Below are 13,769 nucleotides of genomic sequence, written 5' to 3'. Positions count from 1 at the left end.
CCGACCCCGAGACCGAAGGACCCCCCGTGCTCCGCACCCACGAGGCCGGCACCCTGCGTGCCGCCCACACCGGCCAGACCGTCGCGCTCACCGGCTGGGTGGCGAAGCGGCGCGATCACGGCGGGGTGGCGTTCATCGACCTGCGGGACGCGAGCGGCGTCGTCCAGGTCGTCGCACGCGACGAGGTGCTCACCGGGGCGGCCCACGACCTGCGCAGCGAGTTCGTCGTCAAGGTCACCGGCACCGTCACCGCGCGCGAGGAGCGCAACGTCAACGCGGACCTCCCGACCGGCGAGGTCGAGGTCGTCGCCGAGGCGATCGAGGTCCTCAACGCCAGCGCGCCGCTGCCCTTCCAGGTCGACGAGCGCGTCACCGTCGGCGAGGAGGCGCGCCTCAAGCACCGCTACCTCGACCTGCGCCGCCCAGGTGCGCGCTCCGCGGGCCACGCGATCCGCCTGCGCAGCAAGGTGAGCGCCGCCGCCCGCCGGGTCCTCGAGGCCCGCGACTTCGTCGAGATCGAGACCCCGACCCTCACCCGGTCCACGCCCGAGGGCGCCCGTGACTTCCTCGTGCCGGCCCGCCTCGCGCCCGGCTCCTGGTACGCGCTGCCCCAGAGCCCGCAGCTGTTCAAGCAGCTGCTCATGGTCGCCGGGATGGAGCGGTACTACCAGATCGCGCGCTGCTACCGCGACGAGGACTTCCGCGCCGACCGCCAGCCCGAGTTCACGCAGCTCGACATCGAGATGTCCTTCGTCGAGCAGGACGACGTCCTCGAGCTCGGCGAGGCCGTGGTCCGCGAGATCTGGCAGCTCATCGGCATCGAGCTGCCGACGCCGTTCCCGCGGATGACCTACGCCGAGGCGATGCGTCGCTTCGGGTCCGACAAGCCCGACCTGCGCTTCGGCCAGGAGCTCGTCGAGTGCACCGAGTACTTCGCCGACACCCCGTTCCGGGTCTTCCAGGCCGAGTACGTCGGCGCGGTCGTCATGCCCGGCGGCGCGAGCCAGCCGCGCAAGCAGCTCGACGCGTGGCAGGAGTGGGCCAAGCAGCGCGGCGCGCGCGGCCTCGCCTACGTCCTCGTCCAGGAGGACGGCACGCTCGGCGGCCCGGTCGCCAAGAACCTGTCCGAGTCCGAGGTCGCCGGCCTCGCGGAGCACGTCGGGGCGAAGCCCGGTGACTGCGTCTTCTTCGCCGCCGGCCCGACCCGCTCCTCGCGGGCGCTCCTCGGCGCCGCGCGGCTCGAGATCGGCCGGCGCTGCGAGCTCATCGACGAGGACGCGTGGGAGTTCCTCTGGGTCCTCGACGCCCCGCTCTTCGAGCCGGCGTCCGAGGCCGTCGCCGCGGGCGACGTGGCCGTCGGCTCGGGCGCGTGGACGGCCGTCCACCACGCCTTCACCTCGCCGAAGGCCGAGTTCCTCGACACCTTCGACACCGACCCGGGGCCGGCGCTCGCCTACGCCTACGACATGGTGCTCAACGGCAACGAGCTGGGCGGCGGGTCCATCCGTATCCACCGCCGCGACGTCCAGGAGCGCGTGTTCAAGGTCATGGGCCTGTCGGAGGAGGAGGCGCAGGAGAAGTTCGGCTTCCTCCTCGACGCCTTCCAGTTCGGCGCCCCGCCGCACGGCGGCATCGCCTTCGGCTGGGACCGGATCGTCATGCTGCTCGGCGGCTTCGACTCCATCCGCGACGTCATCGCGTTCCCGAAGTCCGGCGGCGGCTACGACCCGCTGACCGACGCCCCGGCCCCGATCACGCCGGAGCAGCGCAAGGAGGCCGGCATCGACGCGAAGCCGACGACCGACGCCGCGCCGCAGGGCGCCCCGGAGGTCTCGCCGAAGCAGTCCTGACCACCCGTCGAGGGAGTAGAACACGCCGTGCGGAGTCGTCTCCGCACGGCGTGTTCTCTTCTCTCGACCGCCGCGCCCCACCGGGCGGTCGGCGTCAGCGGGCGAGGAACTCCAGCAGGGTCGAGGTGAACTCGTCCTTGTGCGAGACGTTGATGCCGTGCGGGCCGTCGCTCACGATGTGCAGCTCCGCGCCGTCGACCATCTGGGCGGTGCGCTGTCCGGAGACCTCGAGGGGCACGATGCCGTCGCCGTCGCCGTGGATGACGAGGGTCGGCACGGTGCTCTTGCGCAGGCCGCCGGTGAAGTCCTCGACCCACGAGGCGATGCACTGGACGGCGGCGTGGACGTCGGCCTGGGCGGCGAGCGCGATCGCCTCCTGCCGCTCGTCCTCGGTGACCTTGAGCTCGCCGCCGGCGCTGAAGAAGTTCGTCGTGAAGTCGTCGAAGAAGGCCGTGGGGTCCTTCGCGAGCTGCTCCTGCATGCCGCGGACGTCGTCGTCGGTCAGGGCGCCGTCGGGGTGCTCGTCGTCCTTCTTGAGGCACGGGGGCACGGCCGCCGCGTAGACGACGCTGTGCAGCCGCTCCTCGCCGACGGTGTCGATGTAGCGGGCGACCTCACCGCCGCCCATCGAGAAGCCGACGAGGCTGGCGTCGCGCAGGTCGAGCTCGGTCATCAGCGCGTCGAGGTCGGAGGTGAGGGTGTCGTAGTCGTACGACGAGGCCTCGCCGGGCTTGCCGGACTCGCCGAAGCCACGGCGGTCGTAGGTGACGACGCGGTAGCCGGCGTCGCGGAGGGCCGGGACCTGGTTGCTCCAGGACTTCCCGCTCAGGGGCCAGCCGTGGATGAGGACGACCGGTCGGCCGTCACCACCGTGGTCCTCGTAGTGGATCTCGACCGAGCCGTTGGTCAGCGTGCTCACGGTGTTCCTTCCGTCGGGGGATGTCCTCCCACCCTAGGCGCGCTGACCTGCGTTGTTGAAAGATCGTCCAAGGTAATGCGGTGGTGTCGAGCCCTGCGAGCGCACGGGGCGGTCGCGAGGCGCCGGGCCGTCAGTCGCGGGCCAGGCGGGGGAGCGAGCCCTCACGCCAGCGGCTGCGCCAGGCCATCCCGGTCGTGAAGCCGAGCCGGTGGTACATGCGCCGGGCGTCCTGGTTGTCGGAGAACATCCCGAGGGCGCAGGCGCCGGTGCGGGCCACGGCGTCGCGGGTGAGGGCCGCGGTCACCGCGGCGCCCAGGCCCTGCCGCCGCGCGGCGGGGACGACGGCGATGCCGGCGAGCGTCGGGGTGCCGCCGGTCGAGGGCTCGCTGCCGCCGCAGGCGAGCAGGCTGCCGTCGGTGTCGCGGACGCCGAGCCACACCTGGTCGGGGCGGGCGAACGGCTGGCCGTGGGTGCGCGGGCTGGCCTCGATCAGGAGGGCGACGATCTCGTCGCGGGCGGCCTCGGTCAGCGGGACGACGCGCTCCTCACCGGCGACGGGCGCGGGGGCCGTGCGGGTCCACATCCACTCCCAGTCGCCGCCGACGGAGCCGACGGGCAGGTGGGCCTCGACGAGGTCGTCGAGGTCGACGGGGCGGCTGAGGTGGCGGAAGCCGCCGTCGTGGAACCAGTGCTGCACGGCGGGGTCGGCGACGAGGACGGCGAGCGCGTCGGCGGGACCGAGGACGGACGCGCCGGGGACCCCGTGGTCGCTGTTGCGCGCGAACGCCACGGCGGTGCCCCCCTTCGGGCCGCGGACCACCCACGAGCGGGCGGGGGCGCCGCGCCCCACGTCGAGTTCGACGACGGGGTGGTGGCCGGAGGCCTCGAGCAGCTCGTCGTAGGAGGTCAGGGGCGTCGCGCCGGTCACGCGGCACAGGATGGCACGGGGCCGTCAGCGGGTGGCGGCCGGGCACTCGCGGCGCACGTACCCCGACTCGCCGGCGGCGACGAGGTCGAGGTCGCGGAGGACCGGGCGCAGGTCGGCCCAGGTGGCGCAGGCGGCGGCGAGACCGGCGTCGTCGTACTCGACGAGGACGACCCGCCCGTCGTAGGCCTCGACGAAGGGGCCGCACTCGTCGTAGCGCCCGCACTCCTCCACCACCGCGAAGTCGGTGACCGTGCGGGCCAGGCGGTCGGTCAGCTCGACGGCGTTCTTCTGCCCCACCGCCAGCCCGGCGCCGTGCGCGACGGCGGCCAGGTCGGTGGCGAGGGCGAGGGCGTCGTCGGCGGTGAGCATCCCGTCCGAGCGGGTCCACGAGTCGAGGTTGTCGAGCTCGACCGCAGAGAAGCCGGCCGCCGCGCACCCCTGCACCCACGGGGTGAGGACGGACAGCAGCTCGGCCCGCGCGTGGGGGCGCAGGTCGAGGAGCACCTCGTCCCACTCCGCGTCGACGACCGGGGTGCCGCCGGGGTGGCGCAGGACGAGTCCGGGGTGCTGGGTGATCCACCAGTCCGTCGCGTCCGGCTGCGCCTGGAAGGCGTTGACGTAGCAGACGGGGTACGCGCCGGCCGGCGGGTCCGTCCGGTCGCGGACGACGACCTCGACCCCGGCCGGCACCGCGGAGGGGCCGCCCAGCTGGTAGTCGACCCCGCCGCCGCGCGGGAGGGGGCGGACGTCGTGGGGGGAGGCGGTGGTGGCTCCGGGGGCGGACGGGTCGGCCGCGGTGGTCGAGCAGCCGAGCGCGCACAGGAGCGCCACCACCCCGAGGGCGGCGCGGACGGCCCCTGCCCGGACGCTGCGCACGCCCCAGTGGACCGCACGCCCCGGTGGAGCGCAAGGGTGTGCGGAGGCAGGCCCGTCCTGCGCCGGGCGCCGCCCCCCCCGCCCGGGGCCCGCTGCCGCCGCGCGGCGACCCGCTCCGGGCGCTAACGTGCCGGGATGGCAGCGACGCGCGAGCGACCCCCGTGGACGGGAGACGAGCGCACCCAGCTGCTCGGGTGGTTCGACCTCCAGCGGGGCATCGTCCGGCTCAAGTGCGAGGGCCTGTCCGACGCGGACGCGCACCGGGTCCTCCTGCCGTCCTCGCCGCTGCTCACCGTCGCCGGGATCGTCGGTCACCTGACCGCCGTCGAGGACCTCTGGTTCCGCGAGGTCCTGCTCGGCGAGTGGGGCGACGGGCCGGGCCTCGGCCCCGACGCCGAGGAGGACGACGAGTTCCGGGTGGCGGGCCGCCCGCTGCCCGCGCTGCTCGAGGAGTACGCGGCCGCCTGTGCCCGCTCCGACGCGGCGATCGCGGCGCACGACCTCGACGACACCGGCAGCACCGCCCTGCACGCCGTCGGGGACGCCACGCTGCGCTGGATGGTGCAGCACATGCTCGAGGAGACGGCCCGGCACGCCGGCCACCTCGACCTGCTGCGCGAGATGCTCGACGGCGAGACCGGCTACTCCTGACCGACCGGGCGTCGGGGACCGTCGGGCGCCGGCGCTAGCCTCACGGGGTGGCACAGGACGGGACCGACCTCTTCGGCGCGGCCGCGCAGGCGGCGGACGGCGCGCTCACTTCCGTCGTGCCCCCGCTCGCGGTCCGGATGCGCCCGCGCAGCCTCGACGAGGTGCGCGGGCAGGCCGACGTCCTGCGTCCCGGCAGCCCCCTGCGCCGCCTCGTCGAGGGCAGCGGCGGCGCCGCCGGACCGCTGTCGGCCATCCTCTGGGGCCCGCCGGGGACGGGCAAGACGACCCTCGCGCACCTCGTGGCCACCGCCTCGGAGCGCGAGTTCGTCGAGCTGTCCGCCGTGACCGCCGGGGTCAAGGACGTCCGCCAGGTCATGGAGCAGGCCCAGCGCACCCGCGACCTCTACGGCCGCCAGACGGTCCTGTTCCTCGACGAGATCCACCGCTTCACCAAGGCCCAGCAGGACGCGCTGCTGCCCGGCGTCGAGAACCGCCAGGTCGTCCTCGTCGCCGCGACGACCGAGAACCCGAGCTTCTCGGTCATCGCCCCGCTCCTGTCGCGCTCGATGCTCGTCACCCTCGTCTCGCTGACGGACGAGGACGTCGCCGACGTCCTCACCCGCGCCACCGCCGACGAGCGCGGCCTCGCCGGCGCCTACGCGCTCGCGGACGACGCCCGCGAGCACCTCGTCCGCCTCGCCGGGGGCGACGCCCGCCGCGCGCTGACCTTCCTCGAGGCCGCCGCCGGGGTGGCCGACGACTCGGTGGCCCCCGGGGCGGCGCGCCCCGAGCCGCTCGTCGTCACGCTCGCGCACACCGAGCAGGCGGTCGCCCACGCGGCCGTGCGCTACGACCGCACCGGCGACCAGCACTACGACGTCGCCTCGGCGCTCATCAAGTCGATGCGCGGCTCCGACGTCGACGCCGCCCTGCACTACCTCGCCCGGATGCTCGAGGCCGGCGAGGACCCGCGCTTCATCGCCCGGCGCATCGTCATCTCGGCGTCCGAGGACGTGGGGATGGCCGACCCGACCGCCCTGCAGACCGCCGTCGCGGCGATGCACGCCGTCGCGCAGATCGGGATGCCCGAGGCGCGGATCATCCTCGCGCAGGCCGTCGTCCACAACGCCCTCGCGCCGAAGTCGAACGCGGCCTACGGCGGCATCAACGCCGCCATCGCCGACGTCCGCGCCGGGCGCGGCGGCTCGGTGCCGCTGCACCTGCGGGGCAGCGGCTACGGCGGCGCGAGCCGGATCGCCGAGGCCTCGGCCAAGGCGGCCGGCCGCTCCAAGGCCCCCACGTACGTCTACGCGCACGACGAGCCGGACGGCGTCGCCGCCCAGCAGTACCTCCCCGACGACCTGGCCGCCTCGGCCGACTACTACCACCCGACGGACCGCGGGTTCGAGGCCCGGCTGCAGGAGCGCTGGCGCTGGCTGCGGGAACGGCTCGGGCGCTGACCTACGGTGGGGGGATGGACACCGACGCGACCCTGGCCGCCCACGAGGACCAGCTGGAGGCCGACCTCGCGACGCTGACCGCGAGCCCGCCCGAGGGCGAGAACCTCTCGTTCGGCAAGCGGATCGGCGACGGCACCTCGCTCGCGGTCGACCGGCTCTCGGCCGTCGCCGTCCAGGAGCAGCTCCTCGACACGCTGACCCAGGTGCGCCGGGCACGCGCCCGCGTCGCCGACGGCACCTACGGCACGTGCGAGGTCTGCGGCGAGCCGATCCCCGCCGCCCGCCTCGAGGCCCGCCCGTGGGCGGCCCGCTGCGTCCGCCACGCCTGAGCCCCCGGGAATGGGTGCGTCGGCCGCCACGGCCGCCCGGTAGGGTCGGCGCCATGGACGTCACGCTCGGAGGGATCGCGGGACTCATCGCCGCGCTCGCGTTCGCCTACCTCGTCGTCCGGGTCGCCGGGCTCGTCGGCAAGGCGGGCCGGATCCTCGACGAGGCGCGCGAGAGCGTGCGCACGACGACCGAGAACGTCCAGCCGACGCTCAAGAGCCTCACCGACACCGTCGGCCTGACCAACGACCAGCTGACGCGGGTCGACGCCATCACGAGCTCGGTCTCGACGATGACGACCAACGCGTCCGCGCTCACGTCGGTCTTCGCCGCGACCGTCGGCTCGCCCCTCATCAAGGTCGCGGCCTACAGCTACGGCGTCCGCACGGCCGTCCGCGGCCTGCGGAAGGTGTCCTCGTGAGGATGCGCACCGCCGTGGGTGTCGCCGTGCTCGCGGGTGCGGCGTACGTCCTGTGGCGCCGCCCGGCCACGCGCCGGTTCGTCGCGACCGTCCGCGAGTCCGCGACCGAGCGCGAGGCCCAGCTCCGCGCGGCCGTCGAGACCGCTGTGCGCGAGGACGCCACCACCCGCGCGCCCCGCCACGCGGCGGACGCGCGCGTCCCGGACCTCGACGTCGACGCCGGCTGGGGCGAGGGCGACGGCCGGTCGCTCACCCCCGAGGAGGCGCGTGACCTCCTCCTCGACCCCGCGGGCCGGGGCCGCCGCGCCGCCGACGCCGGGCCCGCCGACCGAGCTCGCTAGGGGCACCCGCCCCCGCCTCCGCACGCCCGTCACCCCTCGTGCGCGCACCGGCCTACCATCGAGGCTGCCCGCGCACGGCCGACCCCCAGGACTGAACCCGACATGGAAACCTCCGAGATCCGGCGCCGCTGGCTCGACTTCTTCGAGCGCAACGGCCACACCGTGGTCCCCTCGGCGCCCCTCGTCCACGACGACCCCAACCTCCTGTTCGTCAACGCCGGCATGGTGCCGTTCAAGCCGTACTTCCTCGGCCAGGAGACCGCGCCCTACGACCGCGCGACGAGCGTCCAGAAGTGCGTGCGCACCCAGGACATCGAGGAGGTCGGCAAGACCTCCCGGCACGGCACGTTCTTCCAGATGAACGGCAACTTCTCCTTCGGCGACTACTTCAAGGAGAAGGCCATCGCCCTCGCCTGGGAGCTCGTCACGACCCCGCAGGACCGCGGGGGCTTCGGTCTGGACCCCGAGCGGATCTGGCCGACCGTCCTCGACGGCGACGACGAGGCGCTCGGCATCTGGCACGAGCAGGTCGGCGTCCCGCTCGAGCGCATCGTGCGCCGCGGCCTCGCCGACAACTACTGGCACATGGGCGTCCCCGGCCCGGGCGGCCCCTGCTCCGAGATCTTCTACGACCGCGGCGCGGAGTACGGCCCCGACGGCGGACCGGCCGTCGACGAGGACCGGTTCATGGAGTTCTGGAACCTCGTCTTCATGCAGGAGAACCTCACCGAGGTCCGCACCAAGGTCGACTTCGACGTCAGCGGCCCGCTGCCGCGCAAGAACATCGACACCGGGATGGGGCTGGAGCGCATCGCGTCCATCCTCCAGGGCGTCGACAACATGTACGAGATCGACGAGGTCTACCCGGTCCTCGCCCGCGCGGCGGAGATGACCGGCAAGTCCTACGGCGCGCACTCCGGCCACTCGGCGGGCTCGAGCCACCCCGACGACGTGCGGCTGCGGGTCGTCGCCGACCACGTCCGCTCCTCGCTCATGCTCATCGGCGACGGCGTGACCCCCGGCAACGAGGGCCGCGGCTACGTCCTGCGTCGGATGCTGCGCCGCTCGGTGCGCTCGATGCGCCTGCTCGGCTACGAGGACCCCTGCCTGCCCGAGCTGCTCCCGGTCTCGCTCGAGCGGATGAAGCAGTCCTACCCCGAGCTCGAGGCCGGCTTCGACCGCATCGCGCAGATCGCCTACGCCGAGGAGGAGGCGTTCCGGCGCACGCTCGCGTCCGGCACGACGATCCTCGACACCGCCGTCGCACGAACCAAGGAGTCCGGCGGCACGGTGCTCGCGGGCGACCAGGCCTTCCAGCTCCACGACACCTACGGCTTCCCCATCGACCTCACCCTCGAGATGGCGGCGGAGCAGGGCGTCGAGGTCGACCGCGACGGCTTCACCCGCCTCATGCAGGAGCAGCGCCAGCGGGCGAAGGCCGACGCGAAGGCGAAGAAGTCCGGGCACGTCAACACCGAGGTGTGGCGCGACCTGCGCGCCCTCGGCGCCACCGACTTCCGCGCCTACCAGGAGCTGACGAGCGAGGCGAGCGTCCTCGGCCTCGTCGTGGACGGCGAGCGGGTCGAGGAGGTCGAGCCGGGCACGCGCGCCCAGGTCGTCCTCGACCGCACCCCCTTTTACGCCGAGTCGGGCGGCCAGGTCGCCGACGAGGGCGTCATCACCGCCGACGGCCTCGAGCTGCGCGTCCTCGACGTGCAGCGCCCGGTCAAGGGCCTCATCGCGCACACGGTCGAGGTCGTCTCCGGGGCGCTGCGCTCCGGCTCGTCGGTCCTCGCGCAGGTCGACCGCGACTGGCGCGTCGCGGCCTGCCAGGCGCACTCCGGCACGCACGTCGTCCACGCGGCGCTGCGCCAGGTGCTCGGCCCGTCGGCCCTGCAGTCCGGCTCGTACAACAAGCCCGGCTACCTGCGCCTCGACTTCGCGTGGGGGCAGGCGCTCTCGCCCGACACCCGCAGCGAGATCGAGGAGGTCGCCAACCTCGCGCTGCGCCAGGACCTCCCGGTCTCGGCGACGTACATGCCGCTGCCGCGGGCCCGCGAGATCGGTGCGCTCGCGCTGTTCGGCGAGACCTACGACGAGGACGTCCGCGTCGTCGAGATCGGCGGCCCGTGGAGCCGCGAGCTCTGCGGTGGCACCCACGTCGCCCACTCCAGCCAGATCGGCGCCCTCACCCTCACCGGCGAGTCGTCGGTCGGCTCGGGCGTGCGCCGCGTCGAGGCCTTCGTCGGGATGGACGCGCTGCGCCACCTCGCGAAGGAGCGCGCCATCGTCGCCGAGCTGACCGGCCAGGTCGGCGGGCGGCCCGACGAGCTCGCGGAGCGCGTCGCCGGCCTCATGGGTCGCCTGCGCGACGCCGAGCGCGAGCTCGACCGCCTGCGCAAGGAGCAGCTCCAGGCGCAGGCCGGCTCGCTGACCGACCGTGCCCGCGACGTCGGGGGCATCACCTTCCTCGGCCACGACGCCGGGGACGCCGGCGCCGACGACGTCCGGACGATGGTCCTCGACCTGCGCGGCCGCCTCGGCGACGAGCGCCCCTCGGTCGTCGCGATCACCGGGGTCGCCAAGGGCCGGCCCGTGGTCGTCGTCGCGACGAACCCGGCCGCGCGCGAGCGGGGCGTCAGGGCCGGCGAGCTCGTCCGCGCCGCGGCGCAGGCGCTCGGTGGTGGTGGCGGCGGCAAGGACGACATCGCCCAGGGCGGCGGCCAGGACCCGGCCAAGGTCGGGGAGGCCCTCGCCGCCGTCGAGTGGCGCGTCGGGGAGATCGCCGGCTGATGCCGGCTCCCGGCGCGGGGACCGAGCGCGGCGCCCGGCTGGGCGTCGACGTCGGCTCGGTGCGCGTCGGGGTCGCCGTCAGCGACCCCGACGGCCTCCTCGCGACCCCCCTCGAGACGGTGCCGCGCACCTCGGAGGCGCCGGCCGCCGCGGGGGACGACGACGTCGAACGGGTGGCCTCGCTCGTCGCCGAGCACGCCGCCGTCCGGGTCGTCGTCGGGCTCCCGCGGTCGCTCTCCGGGGACGAGGGTCCCGCTGCGGAGCGTGCGCGCACGTATGCTTCCGTGCTGGCGGTGCGCGTGGCACCCGTCCCGGTGCGGCTCGTCGACGAGCGGCTGACGACGGTGGACGCGCACCGGATGCTCCGGCAGAGCGGTGTGGCCGGGAGGCGGCAGCGGGCCGTGGTCGACCAGGCCGCGGCGGTGCTCATCCTCCAGGCCGCGCTCGACGCCGAGCGGTCGACCGGCGCCCCCGCGGGGGAGCAGGTCGGCGGACGACGGCGCAAGCCACGGACGAAGGGCACGACGACGTGAGCCACGACTTCACCGAGACCATCTTCGGTGACGAGGAGAGCCCCGAGCGGGACCACCGCACGCGCCGCGAGGTGCACCAGCGGCGGCGTCCGCCGCGCCGCCGCGGCCGCCGCATCCTCGCCATCCTCCTCGCGATCGGTCTCATCGGCGGCGCCGCCTACGGCGCCTGGACCGTCCTCGGCCCCGGCGTGAGCGGCCTCTTCGACGACGAGCCGACCGACGTCGACTTCGCCGGCCCGGGGGAGGGCGAGGCGCGCGTCGTCATCAAGCAGGGCGACACCGGCGAGACCATCGCCTCCACCCTGCGCGACGCCGGGGTCACCAAGACCCGGACCGCCTACCTCGAGGCCGCCAAGGGCGACCCGGCGGCCGCGGCCGGGATCCAGCCGGGCACGTACGTCATGCTCAAGGGGATGCGCGGCGCCGACGCCTTCACCTTCCTCTCCGACCCCGACAACCGGTCGGCGAAGCGGGTGACGATCCGCGAGGGCCTCTGGAAGAAGGAGGTCTTCGCGGCGCTGGCCGAGGCGACCGGGGTCAAGGAGTCCGCGTACGAGAAGGCCGCGAAGGACGCCTCCGCGATCGGGCTGCCCGCGGCCGCGAAGGGCAACGTCGAGGGCTGGCTGTTCCCCGCGAGCTACGAGTTCGACGACGACACGTCCGCCACGCAGCAGCTGGAGCAGATGGTCGCCCTCACGAAGAAGTCGCTCGAGGACGCCGGCGTCGCCGAGAAGGACTGGGAGCGCACCCTCGTCATCGCCTCGATCGTCGAGGGCGAGGTGAGCGGCGACGCCGACCGCGGCAAGGTCGCGCGCGTCGTGCTCAACCGCCTCGAGGGCGGGCCGCCGAGCTACGGCCTCCTCCAGATGGACTCGACCGTCCACTACCTCGCCCAGCAGCGCGGCAAGGCCGGCACCACCGACGCGCAGCGCGCCTCGGACAGCCCGTACAACACCTACAAGGTGCAGGGCCTGCCCCCCGGCCCCATCGGCAACCCCGGTGCCGCGTCGATCGAGGCGGCCGCGAACCCCGAGCCGGGCGACTGGGTGTTCTTCGTGACGGTGGACCCGAGCACCGGCGAGACGAAGTTCGCGAGCACCTCGGCCGAGCACGACCGCAACGTCCGCGAGTTCCAGCAGTGGTGCTCCGACAACCCCGGCCAGTGCTGAGGGCCGCGGTCCTCGGGTCGCCGGTCGCGCACTCCCTCTCGCCCGCGCTGCACGCCGCCGGGTACGCGGCGTGCGGCCTGGGCGACTGGGAGTACGGACGGCACGAGGTCGACGCCGCCGGGCTGCCGGCGTTCGTCGCCGGGCTCGACGGGTCCTGGCGCGGGCTGTCGCTGACGATGCCGCTCAAGGAGGCCGCCCTCGAGGTGGCGACGAGCGTCTCGGACGTGGCGCGACTGGCCGGTGCCGCGAACACCCTCGTCCGGCGCGAGGACGGTGGCTGGGACGCGACGAACACGGACGTCGCCGGCGCGGCCGAGGCGCTGCGCCCGCACCTGCCCGGCGAGCCGCGTCGCGCGCTCGTCCTCGGCGCCGGGGCCACCGCCCGCTCGGTCGTGCTGGCCCTGGCCGGCCTCGGCGTCACGACGCTCACGGTCCGAGCCCGCGACACCGCCAAGGGCGCCGACCTGCTCGCGTGGGCGCTCGACGCGGGCATCGGCATCCGCAACGGCTCGGTCGCCGCCATCGACGCGTGGGTCACGACGAAGGACGACGTCGTCGTCTCGACGGTCCCCCCGGCCGGGGGGGAGGACGTCGCCGCCACGGTGCCCGCGCAGCACCCGGGCGTCCTGCTCGACGTCGTCTACGCGGGCTGGCCGACGCCGGTCGCCCGCGCGGCCGAGGCCGCCGGGATGACCGTCGTCTCCGGGCTCGACCTGCTCGTCCACCAGGCCGCGGCGCAGTTCACCCTCTTCACCGACCGGCCCGCGCCGGTCGAGGCGATGGCCGCCGCCGGGCGCGCGGCGCTCGGGAGCCGCGGGTGACGATCTGGGGGGTCGCGGCGCTCGCCGCGCTCGTCATGGGCGTCGTCGGCCACCTCACCGGGCGCGAGCTCGCCACCGGCGGCTACCGCATCCCGGAGGACGAGGCGACCCATCCACCCGGGCATCCCTGGTGGACCGGCCCGGCGACGGCCGCCCTCGCCGCGCTGGCCGTCTGGTCGGTCGGCGACCTCGGCGGATGGGCGGCCCTCCCGCCGTTCCTGCTCTTCGCCTGGCTGACCGTGGCCCTCGTCTGGATCGACCTCGACGTGCACCGCCTGCCCGTCGGGCTCGTCGTGCCGACCGGCGCCGTGCTCGCGGTCCTGCTCGTCATCGCCGTCGTCGCGACGGGCGGCCCGCGCTGGCAGGGCACCCTCGTCGGGGCGGGCCTCATGGGCGGGTTCTACCTGCTCCTCGGCATCCTGCCGGGCGGCGGCGTCGGGGGCGGCGACGTGCGCCTCGCGCCGGTCATCGGGGCGCTGCTGGGCTTCCTCGGCACCGCCTTCGTCGTCGTCGGGATGGCCGCCGGGTTCCTCGTCGGCGGGGTGGCCGCGGCGGCGCTGCTGCTCCTGCGCCGGGTCGGGCTCGGCTCGGCGATCGCCTACGGACCGGCCATGTGCCTGGGGGCCTGGGCCTCGGTCGTGCTGACGCCTCGCATCGTGACCGGCCTCGCGGGGGGCTGA

14 protein-coding genes are annotated in these 13,769 nt (G+C 74.8%); 11 read left to right on the top strand and 3 right to left on the bottom strand.

Annotated features, from left to right (window positions below):
• Window positions 1–26 precede the first annotated feature (26 nt).
• On the top strand, window positions 27–1,850 hold the full coding sequence (aspS, locus tag KMZ30_RS16170; protein WP_215513638.1) for an aspartate--tRNA ligase: 1,824 nt from the start codon (window positions 27–29) through the stop codon (window positions 1,848–1,850).
• A gap of 94 nt (window positions 1,851–1,944) precedes the next feature.
• On the opposite strand, the gene KMZ30_RS16165 is transcribed toward aspS, so the two are convergent.
• The 3 genes from KMZ30_RS16165 to KMZ30_RS16155 all read right to left on the bottom strand — a co-directional run bounded on the left by KMZ30_RS16165 (window position 1,945) and on the right by KMZ30_RS16155 (window position 4,573).
• Window positions 1,945–2,769 carry an alpha/beta fold hydrolase gene (locus KMZ30_RS16165; protein ID WP_215513639.1) on the bottom strand — a complete coding sequence of 275 codons (825 nt, stop codon included), beginning with the start codon at window positions 2,767–2,769 and terminating at the stop codon, window positions 1,945–1,947.
• Window positions 2,770–2,899: 130 nt separating this feature from the next.
• The gene (locus KMZ30_RS22420) at window positions 2,900–3,697 is read right to left on the bottom strand and encodes a GNAT family N-acetyltransferase (RefSeq protein ID WP_215513640.1); all 798 of its coding nucleotides are present in this window, start codon (window positions 3,695–3,697) and stop codon (window positions 2,900–2,902) included.
• A 24-nt stretch (window positions 3,698–3,721) separates the two neighbouring features.
• On the bottom strand, window positions 3,722–4,573 hold the full coding sequence (locus tag KMZ30_RS16155) for an endo alpha-1,4 polygalactosaminidase (protein ID WP_215513641.1): 852 nt from the start codon (window positions 4,571–4,573) through the stop codon (window positions 3,722–3,724).
• A gap of 135 nt (window positions 4,574–4,708) precedes the next feature.
• Here KMZ30_RS16155 and KMZ30_RS16150 point away from each other — a divergent pair, with 135 nt between their 5' ends.
• From KMZ30_RS16150 to KMZ30_RS16105, 10 genes are all read left to right on the top strand, one after another.
• Complete coding sequence (locus KMZ30_RS16150; RefSeq protein ID WP_215513642.1) at window positions 4,709–5,224, top strand: DinB family protein; 516 nt, start codon at window positions 4,709–4,711, stop codon at window positions 5,222–5,224.
• Window positions 5,225–5,271: 47 nt separating this feature from the next.
• On the top strand, window positions 5,272–6,684 hold the full coding sequence (locus KMZ30_RS16145; protein ID WP_372447520.1) for a replication-associated recombination protein A: 1,413 nt from the start codon (window positions 5,272–5,274) through the stop codon (window positions 6,682–6,684).
• Window positions 6,685–6,698: 14 nt separating this feature from the next.
• Complete coding sequence (locus tag KMZ30_RS16140) at window positions 6,699–7,013, top strand: TraR/DksA family transcriptional regulator (protein WP_051750462.1); 315 nt, start codon at window positions 6,699–6,701, stop codon at window positions 7,011–7,013.
• Between the two features lie 53 nt (window positions 7,014–7,066).
• Window positions 7,067–7,432 carry a DUF948 domain-containing protein gene (locus KMZ30_RS16135; protein ID WP_166120601.1) on the top strand — a complete coding sequence of 122 codons (366 nt, stop codon included), beginning with the start codon at window positions 7,067–7,069 and terminating at the stop codon, window positions 7,430–7,432.
• A gap of 2 nt (window positions 7,433–7,434) precedes the next feature.
• Complete coding sequence (locus KMZ30_RS16130) at window positions 7,435–7,773, top strand: hypothetical protein (RefSeq protein ID WP_215513643.1); 339 nt, start codon at window positions 7,435–7,437, stop codon at window positions 7,771–7,773.
• Window positions 7,774–7,875: 102 nt separating this feature from the next.
• Window positions 7,876–10,566, top strand: coding sequence for an alanine--tRNA ligase (gene alaS / locus KMZ30_RS16125; protein ID WP_215513644.1), 2,691 nt, complete (start codon window positions 7,876–7,878; stop codon window positions 10,564–10,566).
• Window positions 10,566–11,099, top strand: a complete 534-nt coding sequence (gene ruvX / locus KMZ30_RS16120) for a Holliday junction resolvase RuvX (protein ID WP_215513645.1) — start codon at window positions 10,566–10,568, stop codon at window positions 11,097–11,099. The genes alaS and ruvX overlap by 1 nt, the downstream gene beginning before the upstream one ends.
• A complete protein-coding gene (mltG, locus tag KMZ30_RS16115) occupies window positions 11,096–12,268 on the top strand; it encodes an endolytic transglycosylase MltG (protein ID WP_215513646.1) in 1,173 nt (390 codons plus the stop codon). The genes ruvX and mltG overlap by 4 nt, the downstream gene beginning before the upstream one ends.
• Window positions 12,262–13,089: a shikimate dehydrogenase gene (locus KMZ30_RS16110; RefSeq protein ID WP_308279817.1), complete on the top strand. Its 828-nt coding sequence runs from the start codon at window positions 12,262–12,264 to the stop codon at window positions 13,087–13,089. The genes mltG and KMZ30_RS16110 overlap by 7 nt, the downstream gene beginning before the upstream one ends.
• Window positions 13,086–13,769 carry a prepilin peptidase gene (locus KMZ30_RS16105; protein ID WP_215513647.1) on the top strand — a complete coding sequence of 228 codons (684 nt, stop codon included), beginning with the start codon at window positions 13,086–13,088 and terminating at the stop codon, window positions 13,767–13,769. Before KMZ30_RS16110 ends, KMZ30_RS16105 begins: the two co-directional genes overlap by 4 nt.

Origin of the sequence: Phycicoccus mangrovi, from assembly GCF_018729305.1 — a bacterium.
Lineage (GTDB): Bacteria > Actinomycetota > Actinomycetes > Actinomycetales > Dermatophilaceae > Phycicoccus > Phycicoccus jejuensis.
This window is presented reverse-complemented; position numbering and strand designations above follow the sequence as displayed.

What these genes read in the sequence shown, in the direction of transcription:
- KMZ30_RS16135 (WP_166120601.1), top strand. Translation starts at nt 7,067, where the DNA reads ATGGACGTCACGCTCGGAGGGATCGCGGGACTCATCGCCGCGCTCGCG.
- KMZ30_RS16140 (WP_051750462.1), top strand. Translation starts at nt 6,699, where the DNA reads ATGGACACCGACGCGACCCTGGCCGCCCACGAGGACCAGCTGGAGGCC.
- KMZ30_RS16150 (WP_215513642.1), top strand. Translation starts at nt 4,709, where the DNA reads ATGGCAGCGACGCGCGAGCGACCCCCGTGGACGGGAGACGAGCGCACC.
- KMZ30_RS16130 (WP_215513643.1), top strand. Translation starts at nt 7,435, where the DNA reads ATGCGCACCGCCGTGGGTGTCGCCGTGCTCGCGGGTGCGGCGTACGTC.
- alaS (WP_215513644.1), top strand. Translation starts at nt 7,876, where the DNA reads ATGGAAACCTCCGAGATCCGGCGCCGCTGGCTCGACTTCTTCGAGCGC.
- ruvX (WP_215513645.1), top strand. Translation starts at nt 10,566, where the DNA reads ATGCCGGCTCCCGGCGCGGGGACCGAGCGCGGCGCCCGGCTGGGCGTC.